15 protein-coding genes are annotated in these 19,165 nt (G+C 70.7%); 4 read left to right on the forward strand and 11 right to left on the reverse strand.

The window, feature by feature from the left end; all coding sequences use genetic code 11:
* Positions 1 to 3 precede the first annotated feature (3 nt).
* Positions 4 to 942, reverse strand: a complete 939-nt coding sequence (locus BFN33_RS35985) for an ABC transporter substrate-binding protein (RefSeq protein ID WP_256122946.1) — start codon at positions 940 to 942, stop codon at positions 4 to 6.
* A gap of 207 nt (positions 943 to 1,149) precedes the next feature.
* Between BFN33_RS35985 and BFN33_RS35990 the strand changes: the two genes are divergently transcribed.
* From BFN33_RS35990 to BFN33_RS36000, 3 genes are all read left to right on the forward strand, one after another.
* Positions 1,150 to 2,340 carry a sugar diacid recognition domain-containing protein gene (locus BFN33_RS35990; protein WP_069764395.1) on the forward strand — a complete coding sequence of 397 codons (1,191 nt, stop codon included), beginning with the start codon at positions 1,150 to 1,152 and terminating at the stop codon, positions 2,338 to 2,340.
* Between the two features lie 481 nt (positions 2,341 to 2,821).
* On the forward strand, positions 2,822 to 4,291 hold the full coding sequence (locus BFN33_RS35995; protein ID WP_069764396.1) for a heme peroxidase family protein: 1,470 nt from the start codon (positions 2,822 to 2,824) through the stop codon (positions 4,289 to 4,291).
* 649 nt (positions 4,292 to 4,940) lie between these two features.
* A complete protein-coding gene (locus tag BFN33_RS36000; protein WP_141758020.1) occupies positions 4,941 to 8,123 on the forward strand; it encodes an N-acetylmuramoyl-L-alanine amidase in 3,183 nt (1,060 codons plus the stop codon).
* A gap of 183 nt (positions 8,124 to 8,306) precedes the next feature.
* On the opposite strand, the gene BFN33_RS52765 is transcribed toward BFN33_RS36000, so the two are convergent.
* The 3 genes from BFN33_RS52765 to BFN33_RS36015 all read right to left on the reverse strand — a co-directional run bounded on the left by BFN33_RS52765 (position 8,307) and on the right by BFN33_RS36015 (position 11,194).
* The gene (locus BFN33_RS52765) at positions 8,307 to 8,933 is read right to left on the reverse strand and encodes a hypothetical protein (RefSeq protein ID WP_141758021.1); all 627 of its coding nucleotides are present in this window, start codon (positions 8,931 to 8,933) and stop codon (positions 8,307 to 8,309) included.
* A gap of 234 nt (positions 8,934 to 9,167) precedes the next feature.
* The gene (locus BFN33_RS36010; protein ID WP_069764399.1) at positions 9,168 to 9,482 is read right to left on the reverse strand and encodes a hypothetical protein; all 315 of its coding nucleotides are present in this window, start codon (positions 9,480 to 9,482) and stop codon (positions 9,168 to 9,170) included.
* Positions 9,479 to 11,194 (reverse strand): MFS transporter, encoded by a 1,716-nt coding sequence (locus BFN33_RS36015; RefSeq protein ID WP_069764400.1) that lies wholly within the window; start codon positions 11,192 to 11,194, stop codon positions 9,479 to 9,481. Before BFN33_RS36015 ends, BFN33_RS36010 begins: the two co-directional genes overlap by 4 nt.
* A 68-nt stretch (positions 11,195 to 11,262) precedes the next feature.
* On the opposite strand from BFN33_RS36015, the gene BFN33_RS36020 reads away from it, so the two are divergent.
* On the forward strand, positions 11,263 to 11,751 hold the full coding sequence (locus BFN33_RS36020) for a MarR family winged helix-turn-helix transcriptional regulator (protein WP_256122947.1): 489 nt from the start codon (positions 11,263 to 11,265) through the stop codon (positions 11,749 to 11,751).
* Positions 11,752 to 11,963: 212 nt separating this feature from the next.
* On the opposite strand, the gene BFN33_RS36025 is transcribed toward BFN33_RS36020, so the two are convergent.
* From BFN33_RS36025 to BFN33_RS36055, 7 genes are read right to left on the reverse strand one after another with little or no spacing between them, the layout of a single operon-like run.
* Positions 11,964 to 13,100, reverse strand: a complete 1,137-nt coding sequence (locus BFN33_RS36025) for a S9 family peptidase (protein WP_069764402.1) — start codon at positions 13,098 to 13,100, stop codon at positions 11,964 to 11,966.
* The gene (locus tag BFN33_RS36030; protein WP_069764403.1) at positions 13,093 to 14,640 is read right to left on the reverse strand and encodes a class I adenylate-forming enzyme family protein; all 1,548 of its coding nucleotides are present in this window, start codon (positions 14,638 to 14,640) and stop codon (positions 13,093 to 13,095) included. The genes BFN33_RS36025 and BFN33_RS36030 overlap by 8 nt, the downstream gene beginning before the upstream one ends.
* Positions 14,637 to 15,590: an aromatase/cyclase gene (locus BFN33_RS36035; RefSeq protein ID WP_069764404.1), complete on the reverse strand. Its 954-nt coding sequence runs from the start codon at positions 15,588 to 15,590 to the stop codon at positions 14,637 to 14,639. The genes BFN33_RS36030 and BFN33_RS36035 overlap by 4 nt, the downstream gene beginning before the upstream one ends.
* Complete coding sequence (locus BFN33_RS36040; RefSeq protein WP_069764405.1) at positions 15,587 to 15,844, reverse strand: acyl carrier protein; 258 nt, start codon at positions 15,842 to 15,844, stop codon at positions 15,587 to 15,589. The genes BFN33_RS36035 and BFN33_RS36040 overlap by 4 nt, the downstream gene beginning before the upstream one ends.
* Positions 15,845 to 15,854: 10 nt before the next feature.
* Entirely contained in the window at positions 15,855 to 17,096 is a 1,242-nt protein-coding gene (locus tag BFN33_RS36045) for a ketosynthase chain-length factor (RefSeq protein WP_069764406.1), read from the reverse strand.
* On the reverse strand, positions 17,093 to 18,364 hold the full coding sequence (locus tag BFN33_RS36050) for a beta-ketoacyl synthase (protein ID WP_069764407.1): 1,272 nt from the start codon (positions 18,362 to 18,364) through the stop codon (positions 17,093 to 17,095). The genes BFN33_RS36045 and BFN33_RS36050 overlap by 4 nt, the downstream gene beginning before the upstream one ends.
* A 14-nt stretch (positions 18,365 to 18,378) precedes the next feature.
* Complete coding sequence (locus tag BFN33_RS36055) at positions 18,379 to 18,822, reverse strand: nuclear transport factor 2 family protein (protein WP_079141167.1); 444 nt, start codon at positions 18,820 to 18,822, stop codon at positions 18,379 to 18,381.
* Positions 18,823 to 19,165 lie beyond the last annotated feature (343 nt).

The raw sequence follows: 19,165 nt of genomic DNA on the forward strand, positions 1-19,165 counted from the left end.
CCCTCACTTCGCGATGGTCGGCGGGTTCCAGTCCTGCGGCCGGTCCACGCCGCGGCGCGCGGTGGCGACGTCGGCGGCCGGCTTCAGGAACTGCTCGGGGTCGCCGCCGTACTTCTCGACGAGCTTGGCCATCTCGCCGTTCGTGTACATGGCGTCGATCTGCGCGGAGATCGCCTGCTCCAGCCTGGTGGCCTTCTTGGGCAGGTAGAAGCCGGTCTGGTACGGCTGGAAGTAGGCGTAGGCGGGCTTCGCCTTGACCTGGGCGGCGGTCGGCGGGGTCAGGTACTGGGTGCTGATCTTCAGCTCCGGGCGTTCCTTCTGCGCCGCGATGATGAGGAGCGGGTCGAGGAAGCCGACGTCGACGCGGCCCGCGCCGAGGTCGTCGAAGACGCCGTTGGCGTCGGGGTAGGCGTGCAGCTTGGCGCCGGGGACGGACTGGATCGACTTGACCCAGACATAGCCCTCGACGGTGCCGAGGCTCAGGTTCTCGAGGTCGTCGACGGTCTTGTACGACTTGCCGTTGCGGACGGCCATCGCCGGGGGCGAGTAGTAGGGCGGGTCGGTGAACAGCCCCTGCTTCTGCCGGTCCGCGGACCAGGCGACACCGCCGACGGTGATGTCCACGCGGCGGGACTGCACTCCGGCGAGCATGCCGGCGAAGTCCGTCACCTGTGGTTTTACCTCCAGGCCGAGCTTCTTGGCCACGTGGTTGAGGATGTCGCCGTCCAGACCGACGATCTTGTCGCCCTGGACGCTGGTGTAGGGGGCGTACGGCTGGACGGCCACCTTGATGACGCCGGGTGTGAGGGTGCCCAGCGCGGCGGTCTTCGCCGACACGTTCTTGGGGCCGTCGTCGTCACCGGAGCCGCAGGCGGCGGTCCCGAGGAGCAGGAGGGTGGCGGACAGAGCGACGGCAAGCGGACGCATACGGATCATCGGCATGGGCCTTCCGTAACGATGCTGAGGAATGCAGAGGGGAGCCCGCCGTCTCACCGCGCTGTGCCCGCGGCGGGGATGTGATTGGGGCCATACGCTACGAACCGGCCTCGGTTACGTCACCGTGTACTCCGTACAGACTTGTGGCCGAATTCGATCGATCCGCTGTACGGTGCGTCCACCTGAGCCGCCCGTCGTCGGGAGAAACCGCTCATGCTGAGCCCGTCACTCGCGCAGGAGATCGCCTCCGACACCACCGCCGTCATCGGCTTCAACGTGCTGATCACCGACGCGGGCGGCCTGGTCATCGGCAGCGGCGACAGCAGCCGGGTAGGAAGCTTCCACGAGGCGTCCGTCGAGGTCGTCCGCACCCAGGAACCCGCCACGCACAACGCGTCGCAGGCACAGCAACTGCGCGGAGTACGCCCGGGAGTCACCCTGCCCCTGGTCGCGAACGGAAAGGCCGTGGGCACGGTCGGGATCACCGGGACGCCCGCGCAGGTGCGCCGGTTCGGGCTGCTCGTCAAACGCCAGACGGAGATCCTGCTCAGGGAGTCCGTGATGCTGCGCTCCCGCCTGCTCGCCGAGCGGGCGGCGGAGAAGCTGCTGGCCGACGTCGCGTCGTACGACCCGCAGGTCGTGGAGGGCGACTTCCTGCTGTTCCGGGCCGCCGAGCTGGGGTTCGACCTGCGGCTGAGGCGGGTCGCGGTCGCCATCGAGGTACGGGTCCCCGACACGGGCGCCCGACGCCAAGGGGTGCCCACCAGAGACATGGCGCTGGTCCGCTCGGAACTCCTGCGCACGGTCCGCGAGGTCTTCGCCGACCCCCAGGACATCATCGCCTCCACGGCTCCCGGCTGGATCGGCGTACTGCGCAGGCTCCCGGACCGGCGCCCGGTGACGGCCCTGCTGGACGACTGCCGGCGGACCACCGACGTCATCGCCGCGCAGGACGGTCTCGTCGCCCGAGCCGGGGTCGGCGAACCGGCCGCCTCCGTGAGCGGACTGCACGACTCCTACCAGGACGCCTGCGACGCGCTCCGCCTCGGGGCGCGCGTGGCGAGCGACTCCCCCGTCCACCTGATCACCGACCTGCGCGTCCACCAGGCCCTCACGGCGGTGTCCCAGCCTGCCCGCAACCGCCTGATCGAACGCACCACCGCGAGCCTGCGTGGCCAGCCGGACTGGCCGGTCCTGCGCGACACCATCACGGCCTGGTGCGAGAGCGGATTCAACCTCGTCCGCGCCTCCGAGGCCCTGCACATCCACCGCAACACCGTCGTCTACCGGATGAACAAGATCGAGCAGACGACCGGCCGGCCGCTGCGCGAGCACCGGACCACGATGGCGTTGTATCTGGCCTGTCTGGCCGATCGGTTGGGCGGAGGGACGGGGGACGGGTAAGACTCCCGTCGCTCGGGTCCTCGGCCAGGTCCGCACCGGCCCGATGCAGGCGACTGCCCTGATGAGGGCTGATCGAAGTCACCGACGACACATCCGAGGCACTTCCAGCGGACTCCTCCCGTACGACCATCACGGTCACCGGACTCCGCTGCCCAACGCACGGCTCGGAAACCGGTGTCCCGCCCGGCACCACGTACAAGCGCACCGCCCACACCTACAGCCCGCACCCGAACGCGAGTTCACCACACGCTCCTGCACCACCCCGGCCCATGAGACGCTCCGCCTGGACGATGACCTTCCAAGAGTGAGCCTTGCATGAAGGTTCGGCGTTCGACTCGGCGGTGCGCTACGCGCGTTGCACCCTGGAAGGGACAGGAGTGCCGCCGTTGACCCGAGGAGCCCGAGGGAGACCCGCCGACCCGGCGACCCCGACGGTCCGGATGCGCGCTCACGGGGGATCGACACACAGGGGGAATGACACATGTCCGTATCTCACGGCATGCCATCACGCGGCCTCAACACCGCCGCAACCAGCGGAAGCTTCGGGCGGATGTTTCCGCAGCTGCCGCCGCGCCGGGCCACCGGCCTGGAGACGGCGCTGCGGTTCGGCGCACCCGGCGGTCTGATGGACGGCGGGGACACCACCGACAGCCAACTCGATCCGGAACTCCCGGCGGGGTTCACGTACTTCGGACAGTTCGTCGACCACGACCTGACGCTGGACGTCATGTCGCGCTTCGGCGAGCGCACCGACCCCTCCGCCGTCACCGGCTTCCGTTCGCCACGGCTTGACCTGGACAGCCTGTACGGTGCCGGATCGGTCGTCAGTGGCCATCTGTACGACGGCTCGCCCGAGGGCAGGCTGGCACTGACTCCGAGCGGTGCGGACCTCGCCCGGACCCCAGCCGGTGTTCCGTTCATCGGCGACCCGCGCAACGACGAGAACCTGATCCTCAGCCAGTTCCACGTGGCCATGATCAAGTTCCACAACCGGGTGACCGACAAGCTCGTCGCGGGAGACATCACGGACCCCTTCGGGCAGCCGCTGCCGCCCAGGCCGGAGAACGAGCCGCCGACACAGCAACCCGGCGTCCCGCTGGACCAGCTGCTCGACGTGGAGAACTACTACGACACCGTCTTCGCCGCGGCCCGCCGCCTGGTCCAGTGGCACTACCAGTGGATCATCGTCCACGAGTACCTGCCGCTGATCGCCGACGCGAAGATCGCACGGGACGTCGAGGAGAACGGCCCGCGGTTCTTCAAGCCCGGCGGCGAGCCGTTCATCCCGGTGGAGTTCGCGGTCGCGGCCTTCCGCTTCGGCCACCCGACGGTCCGCACCCGCTACCGGGTCAACGAGGACTTCGCCGCGCCGATCTTCCCGGACGACCCGAACGCTCCCGCCAATCCGCGCGTGGACCTGCGCGGTGGGATGACCGTCCTGCCCGAGCATGCCGTCGACTGGCGGTTCTTCTTCGACGTGTCCCGTACCAGCGAACCGCAGACCGCCAAGCGAATCGAGGCCACACTCAACACCCAGTTGCTGAACCTCCCGGTCAGCGCGGTACCCGGCGCCCGCCAAGGGGCGCTGGCCCAGCCGGTGGCCTCGCTCGCCGTCCGCAACCTGCTGCGCAGCGAGACCCTCGGCCTGCCGTCCGGCCAGGACGTGGCCCGTGCCATCGGCGAGATCCCGCTGACGGACGAGGAACTGGGCACCACGGGCCCGGTCTACCTCTGGTACTACGTCCTCAAGGAGGCGGAGGTCCTCAACCGCGGCCGCAACCTCGGCCCGGTCGGCAGCCGTATCGTCGCCGAGGTCCTGATCGGTCTGCTGGACGCCGACCCGTCGTCGTACCGCTCGGTGTTCCCGCGCTGGAGGCCCACACTGGCGGAGACGCCGGGGCGGTTCGAGATCGCGGATCTGCTGTATGTGGCGGGAGTTGTCGGCACCTGACGGACGAACAGTCCGTCGGATCCCGGGGGCGGGTCCTACTGCCGCCCCCGGGGCCACAACCGCGCTCCCCCGTAGTGAGCAGGTGATCGGCACGCCTCGCCACGTTGTCCCTCGACGACCGGCCCCGACTCGCCTTCGGCGACCGTGACGGCGGGGTGACTGCCGTCGGTCCCGACGGCGGCCGCGGCGGGTGAAGCGTCTTGGCCACGTGCCTGGGTGAAGCGCAGGCGAGGTGCTCGACGCGGTGCGCGCGCAACGGCTCGGTGCGTGGCTGAAGAGGGTGACCATGCCGTCGGCCTCGATGAGGTGGAGGGCGGCCGGGTGGTGACGTTTCCGATGCGGCATCGGGCGGACGGAGTGCGGTTCACGGCGGCGGTGCCGGTGACGCGCCGACAGGGAACGGCCCACACCTCGGCAGTTGGCGCCATTCGCCGTTGGCGTAATGTTCACGCGCCCGTTGGCGCAGTACAGACAAGGGGCGAAAACGCTTCCCGTGGCCGTTCGATCCGCGGAAGTGGCACCTCGCTCCACTCGGGCAGACCAGCACACCGGTTCGCCCTCTTTGTTATTGCACACCTCTTATTGGCTGATTGAGGTAGCTTCTTTGCTTGCGAAACATCGCAGACCCCGGCTACGACTGTGGCTCGGCGTGGCGAGCGGACTCGCCACCGGAGGGCTCGTGGCGGGCGTGGTCGCAACGACGGCTCTGGGAACGGACGGGAACCAGTCCGCCACCGCCACCGAGTCGAACGGGCGTCCCTCCCACTCCCTCCAGGCCGATTTCAAGTCGGCCGCCGCCGAGTTCCATGTGCCGACCGGTGTTCTGATGGCCGTCTCCTACCAGATGACGCTGTGGGAGTCGCACCACGGCCGGCCCTCGGTCACCGGCAACTACAACGTCATGGGTCTGACCTCGGTCAGCGCGACCGACCTGAAGCCGGGGCGGGACAGCGAAGCGGAGACGCCCGGCTACGGCGACGATCCCAGGGCGCTGCGCCACCACTCCTCCGCGAAGGCCGGCCCGTCCACGCCGAGCGAGACACCCCCGTCGCAGCGGGTCACCCAGGCGATGCGCACCCTCGACATCGCCGCCCCGATGGTGAACGCCTCCAAGGCGTCGCTGCGCACCTCCACGCGGCAGAACATACGCGGCGCGGCCGCACTGCTCGCCTCCTACGAGCGCGCGTCGACCGGTTCACTGCCGTCCGAGGCCGGGCAGTGGTACCCGGCGGTGACCCGTTACAGCCAGTCCACCCGCTCCCAGGTCGCCGAGCAGTTCGCCGACCGCGTGTTCGCGACCATCCGCGTCGGCGCCCACCGGGTCACCACGGACAACCAGGAAGTGACGCTGCCCGCCGACCCGTCCGTGCCGGCGCACCGGTCGACCGCGGTGAGCCCGGACCTGAAACCCGCGATACGCCAGGCCTCCTTCACCACCGGCACCGCCGCCACCCAGGCGACGGAGTGCCCCACCACGCTGGTCTGCACGTTCACCCCCGCCGCCTACGCGCTCAACAGCAGCACCGACCAGAGCGACTACGGCAACTACGACCTCGCGAACCGTCCGTCGGACGGTGACGCCGTCAACACCATCGTCATCCACGACACCGAGAGCACCGCGTCCTCCGCGATCAACTCCTTCCAGCAGCCGTCGACCTACGCCAGCGCCCACTACGTGATCGGCGCCGACGGTTCGGTCACGCAGATGGTGCCGACCAAGGACATCGCCTGGCACGCCGGCAACAAGTACGTCAACGACCACTCGATCGGCATCGAGCACGAGGGCTACGCGCTGGACTACGGCACCTGGTACACCGAGCAGGAGTACCAGTCCTCCGTGGCCCTGGTCGGCTACCTCGCCAACAAGTTCGACATCCCGCTCGACCGCGAGCACGTCATCGGCCACGACGGCGTGCCCGGCCCCCTCAGCGCCTACTACGAGGGCATGCACTGGGACCCCGGCCCGTGGTGGAACTGGAGCCACTACCTGACGCTGCTGGGCGCCTTCCCCAACGGCAACGGCATGCCCGTGGTCGGCGGAGAGGTCACCATCACCCCGCCGTGGAGCAGCAGTTACGAGCCGACCCTGACCGGATGCGGTTCGTCCACCACCACCTGCCCGGCCAACCCGGCCAACTTCGTGTATCTGCGCACCAGTCCGTCCTCCACGGCCGCGCTGCTGACCGACCCGAAGTTCACGGCGGACGGCAAGCCCACCGGGACCACGCAGGGCTGGGACTGGACGGACAAGGCCCCCTTCGGCCAGACCTTCGTGGTCGCGGCGGTGCAGGGCGACTGGACGGCCATCTGGTACGACGGCCAGAAGGCGTGGTTCTACAACCCCGGCGGCGCCTACACCATGGCGAACACCGGCACGGCACGGCACCTGATCACCCCCGCCGGATCGTCGGCCGTCGCGGTGTACGGGCGCGCCTACCCGGAGACCTCGGCCTACCCCACCGAGCTGAGCGACCTCGCCTCCCAGGCGAACCAGCAGGTGACGCCGCTGGACCACGCGACCGTCCAGCCGGGGCAGTCCTACACCGCGCTGTCGGCGGTGAACGGCGACTTCTACTACGCCGAGGACATCAACTGCTCGGGCACCCCGGACTGCCTGCTCGTCTCGGGGAACACGACCTACTACCCGATCCGTTACAACCACCGTCTCGCGTACGTGAAGGCGAGCGACGTCACGGTGACCGCCCCGGTCGTCCCGCCGACCGGCACGCTCAAGCCCGTCACCCCGACGCGGATCATGGACACCCGTAACGGCACCGGCGTCGCGAAGGCCAAGGTCGGCGCCGACAGCACGGTCACCCTTCAGGTCACCGGCAAGGCAGGGCTGCCCAGCAGCGGCGTCACCGGCGTCATCATGAACGTGACGGCGACCAACGCGACGGCCACCAGCTACGTGACCGTCTACCCCAACGGATCCGCCCGGACGAGCGCGTCCAACCTCAACTTCCCGGCGGGCAAGACGTTTCCGAACCTGGTGACGGTGCCCGTCACCAACGGCAAGGTCAACTTCTACAACCGTGCCGGAAGCGTCGACCTGATCGCCGACATCACCGGCTACTACACCAGTGACGGAAGCGGTTCCAAGCTCACCAGCATCACCCCGACACGGCTCATGGACACCCGTAACGGCACCGGCGTACCGAAGGCGAAGGTCGGCCCCGCCCGCACGGTCAGCCTCCAGGTCGCCGGCAAAGCCGGGCTGCCCACCAGCGGTGTCACCGCGGTGGTGATGAACGTGACGGCGACGAGAGCGACGACGGCCAGTTACGTCACCGTCTACCCCGACGGGACCACCCGGACGAGCGCCTCGAACCTCAACTTCTGGGCGAACGAGACGTTCCCGAACCTCGTCATCGTCCCCGTCGTCAACGGAAAGGTCGACTTCTACAACAACGCCGGGAGCGTGGACCTGATCGCCGACATCAGCGGCTACTTCAGCGCCACCGGCTCCGCCCAGCACAACGCGGGACCCGTGCGGGTGATGGACACCCGCGACGGCACCGGCGTCCGCAAGGGCACCGTAGGGGCCGACACCACGGTCACCCTGACCGTCGGCGGCCACCACGGGGTCCCGGTCGACGCCACGGCCGTCGTCCTCAACGTCACCGCGGTCCGCCCCACGACCACCAGTTATGTCACCGTCTACCCCAACGGCATCTCCCGGCCGAATCCCGCCTCCAACCTCAACTTCACGGAGGGCAAGACCATCCCCAACCTCGTCGTCGTCCCCGTCACCAACGGAAAGATCAACTTCTACAACAGTGCCGGGAACGTCGACCTGATCGCCGACCTGGCCGGCTACTTCACCGGATGAACCCGGGCGGGGATGCTGCCGCGCGCGGCAGCATCCCCGCCCGGCACACCGGGTTCCGACTCGTCCCCGGCCACCGGTGCCGTACAAGGCGTCCGCGGGTCCGGCGGACCGCGACGGCCTCCGACTCCGGCGAGGCGGGGAAGAGCCACAGACGGTCACTCGGGTTCATTCACTTACGTCTGTTCAGGCCGGCACGACGTCGAAGGCGAACGTATCGGTTCCCGTTTGATGCCAGTCGGTCGTTACCTCCGCCGTCAGAGTGTAGGAGCCGGGTTCGAGGCCGTCTTCGAAGTTGAAGAGCGTGATGCTCGGCGGTCGGCATCGGCTACTGGTGTGCTTCTGTACCAACGTGCCGTCATGTTCGAGGGTCCACTGCACGTAGCATCCCGTGTCCAGTCTTCCCGTCGCGTCGTAGACCTCGGTGTCGGCGCCAGGCTCTGCCCCAGCTCTCCAGGAGTTCGGGCCCACCTTTCCTGTCCGGCCCATTTTGACCAGGACGGTCAAGGCGCCCGTGTGCTGCGGCGATTCGGGCTCCTGATCATCGGGAGGGGGCGCCTCAGCAGAAGGCTTTCCGGGCGTCGAACTCGGTGTGGTGGCCTCCTCGTCGGGAGACTGGGTGGCGTCTTCTTCCGGAGTGGGCGATGCCTTGGTGTCGTCGCTGGGCCGAACCGTGCTGCTCCAGGGTGTCGGGGCAGACGCCGAGGCTGAAGGCGGATCCTCTGAAGAGGCAGCCAGTTCTTTGATTCCGACTATCACGCCGATCGCAGCGGCGACCACCCCCAGCAACACCACAAAGGGGTGATCGGCCAAACTTCTCCCTGCACCGCTCAACGTCACTCCTCCCCCGTCGGCGCCCGCCCGTCACTGGCGGTGCCGTGTTCGCGACCCCAGCGAATGCCGTGCTTCCCCGAAGCCGGTTCCGGCGTCGGCGTAAGAGTTCGCTGGGGAACGGGCCGCTCTGACCGGCGCTCGTACCCGTCAGTACGTGGCCGGGCCCCGGATCCGTCGGGGGTGGTCGGATCCGGGGCCCTGGTGCGGGGGTGGTCAGGCGATCTCGCGCAGCTTCGGGACGATCACATGGCGGACGTGTTCCTGGACGGTCTGCATCGGGACGCGACGCGCCTCGAGGACCACGGTGCCGTGCGCAGCGGCGTGCTCACGCACCGGCGGACGGGACTCCCACTCGACGCCGCTGCCGACCAGGACCGCGATGAACCGGCCGGTGTCCAGCAGGGAGAGCGCCTCCTCGTCACGGGTCACGCCGACCGCGTGGAACCCGCCTGCCTCGATGATGCCGGTGGAGGCCTCGACCAGATGCCGCTCCCGGCCGAGGACCAGGACGTTCTTCTCGTTGCTCATGCCGTCACCTCGGTGGGCTGGGGGCTCGCGGCGGCCGCGTCGGCGGGCCGCGAGTGCTTGGGCAGGGTCAGGAAGCCGGCGGCGGCGATCACCAGGATGCCGGCGTCCAGCAGCAGGACGGTACGGAACGCGGAGGAGTAACTGACCGAGTCGGCGCGGGCGATGGCCCCGCCGAAGGCGCCGGCGACCTTCGGGTCGTCCTTGCGGCAGTCGGCCGGGACCTTGCTCGGATCGACGGAGTCGCCGCGCTGCTGCACGCAGCTGCGGAAGTCGGCGAGCAGTTGGTCCTGGGAGCCGACGCCGGCACTGCTGAGGGCGGACTTCAGCGCCGGGGCGGCCTCGTCGGCGGCGTCACCGGACGCGCCCGCGACCTGGGCGAAGAAGAGCACGCCGGTCAGCGCGACACCGAGCGCCATCCCCAACTGCTGGACGGTGTTCAGCAGGCCCGAGGCGTTGCCCGCCTGCTGGCCGGGGACCTGGCCGAGCAGCAGATCCAGGGTCGGCGCGACGATCAGGCCGAAGCCGACGCCGGAGACGATGTGCACCGGGATGATCTGCCAGGACGTGAGGCTGTGGCCGTAGTGGGCGACCAGGACGGAGAAGGCGACGAAACCGATCGCGTTGACGATGCCGCCGGCCACCAGCACGTTGCGGCCGAACTTGGGGACCAGCTTGTCGGGGGCGTTGCCCGCGCCGATGCCCACCCCGATGGCGAAGGTGGCGGCGGTCAGGCCGGCGTGCATCGGCGTCCAGCCGAGGCCCTGCTGCAGGAAGAGCGTCCAGACGAAGAAGAATCCGCCGACCGCGATCCAGAACAGGAACCACACCGCCATGCCGATGGAGAACGAGCGGGAGCGGAACACCCCGAACTCGACCAGTGCGGAGCCGACCTTGGCGAAGCGGCGCTTCTCGTAGGCGAGGAAGACCGCGAGCAGCACCAGGGCGCCGGCGATCATGCCGTAGGTCCAGGCCGGCCAGCCCAGCCGGCGGCCCTCGGTGAGCGGGTAGACGAGCAGCGCCACGGCGGCGAGGGCCAGCGGCATGCCGAGCAGGTCGAGCTTGGGTCGCTGCGGGGCGCGGGACTCGCGGATCACCAGGGCGCCGGCGATCAGCGCGGCGATCCCGACCGGGACGTTGACCAGGAAGATCGGGCGCCATTCCCAGCCGAAGAGGTTCCACTGCACGACCACGCCGCCGAGGGCGAGGCCGAAGACCGCGGAGGAGCCGGTGACCGCGCCGAAGACGGCGACCGCCTTGCCCCGTTCGCTCGGCGGGAAGATCACGTGCAGGATCGCCAGGATCTGGGTGACCATCAGGCCGGCCGCGGCGCCCTGGACGAACCGGGAAACGATCAGCATGCCCGGGTTGACCGCGACACCGCACAGCAGCGAGGCGACGGTGAAGGCGGCCATGCCGATCAGGAAGACGCGCTTGCGTCCGAAGATGTCGCCGAGCCGGCCGCTGAGGATCAGCAGGGCGGCGAAGGAGAGCACGTACGCCGCGATGACCCACTCGATCTGGGCGTAGTCGGCGTGCAGGTCGCGCTGGATGCTCGGGACGGTGACGTTGACGATCGTCGTGTCGACCAGGTCCATGAATCCGGCGATCAGGACGACCGCGAAGGCCAGGCGGCGCTTCGGGTCGGGTGCGGTGCCACCCGCGGCTTCCTGCGGCGGGGCGGCGGGAGTAGATGCGGAGATGTCTTGGGTCACGGGAACAAGTATGCACTTCCAGTGACTATCCCTCAAGGTGATAATTTCTCGGAGGTATCATGGCGGGCGTGAGTACTCCATCGCTGTTCGACCACCCCGCCTGCGTGATGACCCACCTCAGCGCCCATGTGCAGGAGCAGCTCGTCGACGTGCTCTCGCCGCTGGGCATCCACCCCCGCCAGTTCGGTCTGCTCGACCTGCTGATGGAGAAGGACGGCCTCAGTCAGCACCAGCTCGCCGGACCGCTGAACGTGCACCGGAACGTGATGGTCGGCCTGGTCGACGAGCTGGAGCGGCGCGGCCTGGTGGAGCGCCGCCGCCACCCCACCGACCGTCGCGCCCATGCCGTCCATGTGCTCCCGGCCGGCCGCGAGCTGCACACCGAGGCCGAGTCCCTCATCAGCGGTTTCGAGGCCCGGCTGCTCGGCGGGCTGGAGCCGGAGGAGGCGCGGACCTTCGTCACCCTGCTCAAGCGGGTCTTCGCGCACGCCGGACTCGCCGGAGACCTGCACCCCGGGCTCCTCACGTCCGAGGGCGCGCTCGCCGAGAGCCGCTGACGGGGGCGGTTTCGCACGAGGGCGGTTCGTACGAGGGCGGTTCGTACGAGGGCGGTTTCGTACGAGGGCGGTTTCGTACGAGGGCGGTTTCGTACGAGGGCGGTTTCGTACGAGGGCGGTTTCGTACGAGGGTGCCCGGACCGACGCCGAGGGCCTGCCCGCCGACGATCCCGGCGGACAGGCCCCTGGTGAACAGGCCCGGTCAGGCCCGGTCAGGCGCGGTCGGCCAGTCGCTCGGTGACCAGGTCGGCGGTGCGCAGGGTGTAGGAGTTGATCAGGTTGAGGCTGGTGTGCGCCTCCCTGGGGTGCACCTCGAGCGAGTGTCGGCCCGACCACGCCCGGTCGAGGTCGTACAGCCCCTCGATCGGGAAGATGTCGTCCAGCGCGCCGCAGACGCTCAGCACCTCGGTGGCCGGCGCCGGGCCGGGCTCGATCGCCAGTTCGTCGAAGCGCGGCTGCAGGTCGGCACCCGGCTCGGCGCCGAAGGCGAACCGGAAGTTGTCCTTCAGCCGGCGTGGCAGGCCGTCGAACTTGGCGATCACGGGTCCGCCGCCGAAGTTGACGACGCATCGGAAGTGCTCACCGAGCCCACGGGCCACCCGCAGTGCCAGGTAGCCGCCGAAGCTGATGCCCGCGAAGGCCAGCCGGTCGGCGGCGATCCCCGGCTCGGCGCGCAGCTTCTCCAGCAGTTCGGCGACCACCGGCTCCATCTCCGCCAGTACCGGGGTGCGGCCCAGCCGCAGCCCCTGGCCCGGGCCCTCGAAGAGCACCGCGGCAATCCCGCGTTCGAGGTAGGCCTCGGCCAGCGCCACCACCTCGACCTCGGTGGCGGAGTCCAGGCCGTTGGAGAGCACCACCGCGGGCAGCGGCTCGCCCGATGCCCGCATCGCCTTGGTGCGCAGCACCCAGTAGCCCGCGCCGGTGCCGGGCAGCGACCCCTCGGTGACGTCGAGGTCGGTGCCCGCCAGGCTGCCCAGGAAGCAGTCCCGGATGCGCTGCCGCAGCCGCTGTTTGACGGTCCGGTCGTCGAAGTACTGGAACTCCGCCCAGTGGTAGGCCGCCGCGGCACCGCGCAGCGCGCGGCTGCGGCCGGCCACCGTGCCGGACGCCTCGGCGAGGGCGCCGTAACTCTCCGCCCGCTCCGTCCAGCGCTCGCGCCAGAGGTCCCAGAACCCGGCGGAGGCGAGGTCCAGGTCATCGGTGGGGAAGCCGTCCAGAGCCGCCGCGATGTCGCCCCAGTGCACCTGCGGGGCGTAGCGCGCGTTGAGGAACATCAGCCGCGGGAAGAGGTAGCCGAGCGCGCGGTACATGTGCTCGGGCACCCGCAGGCGTTCCGGGGTCTCAGTCATCGGAGCCGCCCTTCAGCAGCACGACCCGGGCCGGGTCGACGGATGCGGCCACCTCACCGCGCATGATCTTGCCGTTGGCGCTGCGGGCGAACGGCTCGGGGGTGGCCCAGATCCGGTCGGGCCACTTCTCCGGTGCCAGCGCGCGGCGCAGTTCGGCGGTGACCAGGTCGCGCAGTTCCTCGTCGCCGCGCTCACCGATCGGGCCGCACAGACAGGCGACCGGCAGCTCGTGCGGGCCGTTCGGGTTCGGCAGGCCGACCAGCACCACCTCGTCCGCCCCCGGGGTGTCGGCGAGCACCGCCTCGGTCTCCTCGGGGTAGATGCGGTGGCCGTTCTCGCTGAGCAGCACCCCGGCGAGCCGGCCCTTGAGGACCAGATCGCCGTCGGGGCTCCACTCGGCGAGGTCGCCGGTGCGCAGCCACTCGCCGACCGGCTGGATCACGCCGGTGGCGACGTCCACGTAGCCCTCCATCACCGAGTCGCCCCGGACCAGGATCTCGCCGACTCCGTCCGGGTGGCCGGCCACCGGCTCCAGACGGACCTGCAGGGAGTCGTCGGGCCGGCCGATGCAGTAGACGTGCTTGAGGTAGCGGGCCTCGGCGTGGCCCTGTTCGGCCAGGAAGCAGAACGGGCCGTAGGTCTCGGTCAGCCCGTAGCCCTGGATCCAGTCGCACGGCAGCACTGCGCGGCCCTGTTCGAGCACCGCCCGGGGGACGGCTGCCCCGCCGTAGGAGACCACCCGCAGGCAGGACAGGTCGTCCTCGGCGGTGGCCGCGGCGGCCACGAACTGCTTGAGCGCCACCGGGCGCAGTGCCAGGTGGGTGGCACGGTGGCGGGCCACCTGGGCCGGCCACTGCGCCGGGTCCGGGGTCTCCGGGAAGACCACGGTGGCGTCGTGCAGCAGCGCGCCGAAGGAGTTGATCAGTCCGGTGGTGTTGTTCATCAGGCCGGTCATGAAGATCCGGGCGGTCGGGCCGTAGCCCATGGTCCGGGTGACCCAGCCGATCCTGGTGACGATGTGCGCCTCGTTGATGCTGATCGCCTTCGGCTTGCCGGTGGTGCCGCTGGTGAACAGCGTCAGGAAGTGCTCCACCGGCTCGGGGTGGAGCACCTCCACCTCCGCCTCGGGCGCCTCGCCGGTGGGGAACGGCAGCTCCACCACGGTGGCGCAGCGCTCGCGCAGCACGTCCAGACCGGCCCGGTCGCGCTTGAAGTGCAGCACCACGTCGGGCTCGGCGGCGTCCGCGATGGACAGCCACTCGGGCAGCGCCGCCGCCTGCAGACCGTAGGGCATCAGCAGGTGCAGGCCCAGCGAACTGGCCGCGGCGAGGAAGAAAACCGCCTCCGGTCCGTGGTCGAGCAGCGCCAGCACCCGCCGGCCCGGGGCCAGGCCGCGTTCGAGGAGGGCGGCCCGGGTCCGGGCCACCTCGCGTCGGACCTGGCGCCGGGTCAGCGAGCGGCCGCCCGCGACCATGCACACCCGGTCGGCCTCGGCGTCCGGTGACAGCGCGAGCCCGACCAGCTTCGGCGTGGGGGTCATGGGCGCCGCACCACCGATGCCGCGTAGGCGCAGGCCGCCCCCATGGTGGCGCGGCTGTTGGCGCTCAGGGTGTCGCGGACGTGGGCGCACGCCTGCTCGAAGGTGGTTCCCCCGCCGAGCACCCGTTCCACGGCGGCCGGGTCGACCGCCACGGTGTGATGCGAGACGATCGCGGTGCCGCCGTCCGACTTCTCGAACTCCCAGCGGCCGCTGTGCCCGGACAACAGGGCGGGCAGCACGGTCTGCTTGTAGGAGATGTGCTCGCCCGGCACGCACAGCCGGACCGAGGCGGTGGTGTGGGTACGGCCGTCGGAGGTGACGGTGTCCATCTCCATCCGCTGCACCCCCGCCGGGTCCTCGGAGAGGTCGACCCGGCCGACGTGCGGCAGCCGCTCGGGCCACAGGTCCGATCGGTGCACGAAGTCGTAGACGTCGGCCGGGTCCACCCCGGGTTCCTCCACGCGGTCGCTGAAGGTGAGGACCAACTGCTCCAGCGGATGCGGGAGTTCGGCGAAGTCGCCGAGCGCGGCCAGCTCCTGGACGCTGTTGCGGTCCACCGCCTCGGCGATCCACTCCAGTGCCTGGGGGCTGTCGTCCACGGCGGTGAAGGCGTGGGTGAGCACGATCCGGGTCCGGCCGTCGCCGGCGGGGTGGAAGGACCAGTCACCGGACATCGAGGCGACCGGCGCGGTGGAGCGGTCCTGCCGGAAGGAGATCCGCAGGGACCGCGGGTCCAGGGTGCGGCGGGAGGTCCAGGTGGTCACCTTGCCGTTGGTCTGCGCCCACAGCTCGATCCGCTCGTCGGCGCCGTGCCGCTCGATCTGCCGTGCCCGCAGGCACGGTCCGAGCAGCACCGGCCAGCGGCTCACATCCGCGACCAGCGCGTACAGCCGGTCGGCGGGGGCGCGCACCACCCGGCTGTGCTCCATCTGTCGGGTGTGCGGGCTCATGCGGCCGCGGCTTCCTTGGCGGAGCGGACCAGCTCGGCCAGATCACGCGGCGTGCGGGCTTCGAAGAGCAGGTCGTCCGGCACCGACACGCCGAACTCGCGCTCGATCGCGGAAGCGGTCTCCATCAGGGCGAGCGACTCGTAGCCGAGCTCGTCGAAGGAGGTGTCGGCGAAGTCGGCCTCGACGATCCCGGCCTCGGGGGCGCCCGCGCTGGCGACGATGATACGGCGGATCTCGTCCACGGTGATGTTCACAACTGTCTCCTCAGTGAAGGTTGTTGGCGGCGTCGGCGTCCCAGGCGCGGACGACGACGGCCGAGTTGAAGCCCCACAGACCGCGGGCGACCACGAGCGCGGTGCGTACGTCCGCCTCGCGGGCCCGGTCGCGGACCAGGTCGATGCCGTACTCGGCGGGCACCTCGCGGGTGCCGGCGGTCGGCGGGATCACGCCGTCGCGGATCGACAGCAGCGCGGTGGCGACGTCCAGCGAGCCGCCGCCCGCGTAGGTGCGGCCGGACGCGGCCTTCGGTGCGGTCACCGGCACCGCGCCCGCGCCGAACACCTCGCCCAGCGCGGCCGCCTCCGCCCGGTCGAGCTCGGGCACACCGACCGCGTCGGCGAAGACCACGTCGACCTGGCCGGCCGTCACCCCGGCGTCGGCGAGTGCCGCCTCGATGGTGCGGCGCAGCGCAGGGGGCCGGCCGGAGCCCGGCGCGGGGTCGAAGCCGCTGGCGTATCCGGCGATCTCGCCGAGGATGTCCGGGGCGCCGCGGTCGAGCGCCGCCTCGGCGTCCTCCAGTACCAGCAGCGCGCCGCCCTCGCCGGGGACGTAACCGTCGGCGTCCCGGTCGAAGGGCAGGTAGGCGCGGCCCGGGTCGGTGCCGGTGGACAGTCGGCCGCCCGCGATCTGCGAGGCCCAGCCCCAGGGGTCGAGCGCGGAGTCCACGCCGCCCGCGACCACCAGCGGGGTGCCGCGGCGCACGGTGCGCCGGGCGTGGCCGATGGCGTCCAGGCCGCCGGCTTGCTCGGTGACCAGGGCACTGGAGGGGCCGCGCATGCCGTGCCGGATGGAGATCTGACCGGCGTTCACCGCGTAGAACCAGGCGAAGGACTCGTAGACGCTGACCGTCTGCGGGCCTTCGGTCCACAGTTTGTGGAACTCGCGGTGGGTGAACTCGAAGCCGCCGAGTGCGTTGGCGGTGACCACGCCCATGTCGTAGTCGACCAGGCCGGCCGGGTCGACCTTGGCGTCCTCCAGTGCCCAGCCGGCCGCGACCAGCGCGTACCGGGTGGAGACGTCGGTCTGCGGGAGCAGCCGGTCCGGCAGGTGGTCGGCGGCGTCGAAGCCGCGGATCTCGCCGGCCAGGGTGGCCGGGTACTTCCGCACGTCGAACCGGCTGAGCTCGCCGATCCCGTGCCGGCCCTCCCGGGTGGCGGCCCAGTAGTCCTGGGTGCCGAAGCCGTTGGCGGCGAGCGCGCCGATCCCGGTGACCACGGTCCTGGTCATTCCCTCTCCCCCGTCGGACGCTGCAACACCATCGCGGTCTGGAAGCCGCCGAAGCCGCTGCCGACCGTCAGCACGGTCCGCACGTCCCGTTCGCGCGCGGTCAGCGGTACGTAGTCGAGGTCGCACTCGGGGTCGGCCTCGTGCAGGTTGGCGGTGGGCGGCACCACGCCGTTCTTGATGGCGAGCGCGCAGGCGGCGATCTCCACCGAGCCGATGGCGCCCAGCGAGTGGCCCACCATCGACTTGATCGAGCTGACCGGCGTGCGGTACGCGTGGTCGCCGAGGGCGCGCTTGACGGCGGCGGTCTCGTGCCGGTCGTTCTGCTTGGTGCCGGAGCCGTGGGCGTTGATGTAGTCCACGGCGGTCGGGTCGATGCGGGCCTGGTTCATGGCGACCCGGATCGCCTCGGCCATCTCCCGGCCGTCCGGCTTGAGGCCGGTCATGTGATACGCGTTGCAGCGGGTGCCGTAGCCGGTGACCTCGGCGTAGACCGGAGCGCCGCGGCGCCGGGCCGACTCCAGGGTCTCCAGTACGAACACCGCGGCGCCCTCGGCGAGCACGAACCCGGTGCGGGAACGGTCGAACGGGCGGGAGGCGGTCTCCGGCTCGTCGTTGCGGGCGGTGGTCGCCTTGATCGCGTCGAAGCAGGCCACCACGATCGGGGTGATCGGGGTGTCGGTGGCGCCCGCCACGATGACGTCGGCCGAGCCCTCCTGGATCAGCTGGAGGGCGTGCCCGACCGCGTCCAGGCCGGAGGTGCAGCCGTTGGAGACCAGCGACACCGGCCCCTCCGCGCCGACCTTCCACGCCACCTCGGCCGGCATCACGCTCGGCGCCAGGTAGTCGAACATGTGCGGCGACAGCCACTCCTCGCCGTCCACCAGCCAGTTGCGGCCGGAGTCGGACAGCACCAGGTACTCGCGCTCCAGGCTGGTCGCGGCGGCCACCGCGCTGCCCAGGGTGACGCCGATCCGCGCCGGGTCGATGCCCGCGAAGTCCAGGCCGCTGTCCTGCACGGCCTCCTGGGCGCAGACCACGGCGAACTGGGTGGCCCGGTCCATGCGGCGGATCTCCCGCTGGCTCAACCCCTCCCACACCGGGTCGAAGTCCGCCTCGCCGGCGATCTGCGACCGGTACGGCGACGGGTCGAAGAAACTGATCCGCCGGGTCGCGGTACGACCCGCGGTGAGCAGATCCCAGAACTCCTTGGTGCCCCGGCCACCCGGGGCGCGTACGCCGATGCCGGTGATGACCACTCGTCGGCTCATCACAACCCCCTCTCTCAGAAACCGTCGTGGTCGACGAGCCGCTCCTGGTTGCGCAGCCGCCCGTCCTCGCGGACCAGGGCATCGCGCACCACACAGCTGCGGACCATCTCGGGACCGCCGCCAGGGCGGGTGGTCAGCACCAGCGCGTAGCAGGTGCTGCGGAGCCGGCCTTCCGCCGGCTGCTCGACGTCGACCATCGTGAACAGGTGGCGCCGCTGCTGCGCGTCCGCGGCGAGCCTGTCGCGCACCTCGTAGAGGTCGGACAGGATGCCGGCCCGGGTGCGCGCCGGCTCCCGGCCGGGTGTGTGGCCGAAGACCGCGTCGTCGGTGAACGTGTCGGCGTACTCCTCCACCTTGCCCGCGTCCAGCGCCTGCATCTGGCGCGCGTAGTACTGAAGAACCTCTGCGTACAACTCGGCACTGACGCCGGTCGACTCCATCTCGTAGGACTCCTTCACGCGACCGTTGATTGCGCTCAGTCTTCAGTCGCGTCCAAGAGCCACGGTCGAGACCGGCTCAACGCCGCGGGGCCTGCCCCCCCATGACCCCGCTCGGCATAGCTGGCAGGGTCCATCCCGCGTAACCGGCCTGATCCGCCGGGCAGGCCCGCGCCGCTGGTCTGGAGCGGGGCCCGATCGGGCCGCGAGGCGGGACGGCGCAGCCGGCCTGACCCGCCGGACAAGCCCCCACCCCCGGCCTGGAGCCGGGCTCGACCGGGGCGCGAGGCGGGACCTCGCAGCCCGCCTGACCACCGGTCGAGCCCCACCCCCGGCCTGGAGCCGGGCTCGCCGGGGCGCGAGG

This window comes from Streptomyces sp. LUP47B (assembly GCF_001746295.1).
In the GTDB taxonomy this organism is placed as follows: domain Bacteria; phylum Actinomycetota; class Actinomycetes; order Streptomycetales; family Streptomycetaceae; genus Streptomyces.

Bases quoted from the DNA above. Each gene is read 5' to 3' on its own strand.
- BFN33_RS36045 (WP_069764406.1), bottom strand. From the start codon at position 17,096: ATGACCAGGACCGTGGTCACCGGGATCGGCGCGCTCGCCGCCAACGGC.
- BFN33_RS36030 (WP_069764403.1), bottom strand. From the start codon at position 14,640: ATGACCCCCACGCCGAAGCTGGTCGGGCTCGCGCTGTCACCGGACGCC.
- BFN33_RS36025 (WP_069764402.1), bottom strand. From the start codon at position 13,100: ATGACTGAGACCCCGGAACGCCTGCGGGTGCCCGAGCACATGTACCGC.
- BFN33_RS36010 (WP_069764399.1), bottom strand. From the start codon at position 9,482: ATGAGCAACGAGAAGAACGTCCTGGTCCTCGGCCGGGAGCGGCATCTG.
- BFN33_RS36035 (WP_069764404.1), bottom strand. From the start codon at position 15,590: ATGAGCCCGCACACCCGACAGATGGAGCACAGCCGGGTGGTGCGCGCC.
- BFN33_RS35995 (WP_069764396.1), top strand. From the start codon at position 2,822: ATGTCCGTATCTCACGGCATGCCATCACGCGGCCTCAACACCGCCGCA.
- BFN33_RS35990 (WP_069764395.1), top strand. From the start codon at position 1,150: ATGCTGAGCCCGTCACTCGCGCAGGAGATCGCCTCCGACACCACCGCC.
- BFN33_RS35985 (WP_256122946.1), bottom strand. From the start codon at position 942: ATGCCGATGATCCGTATGCGTCCGCTTGCCGTCGCTCTGTCCGCCACC.
- BFN33_RS36050 (WP_069764407.1), bottom strand. From the start codon at position 18,364: ATGAGCCGACGAGTGGTCATCACCGGCATCGGCGTACGCGCCCCGGGT.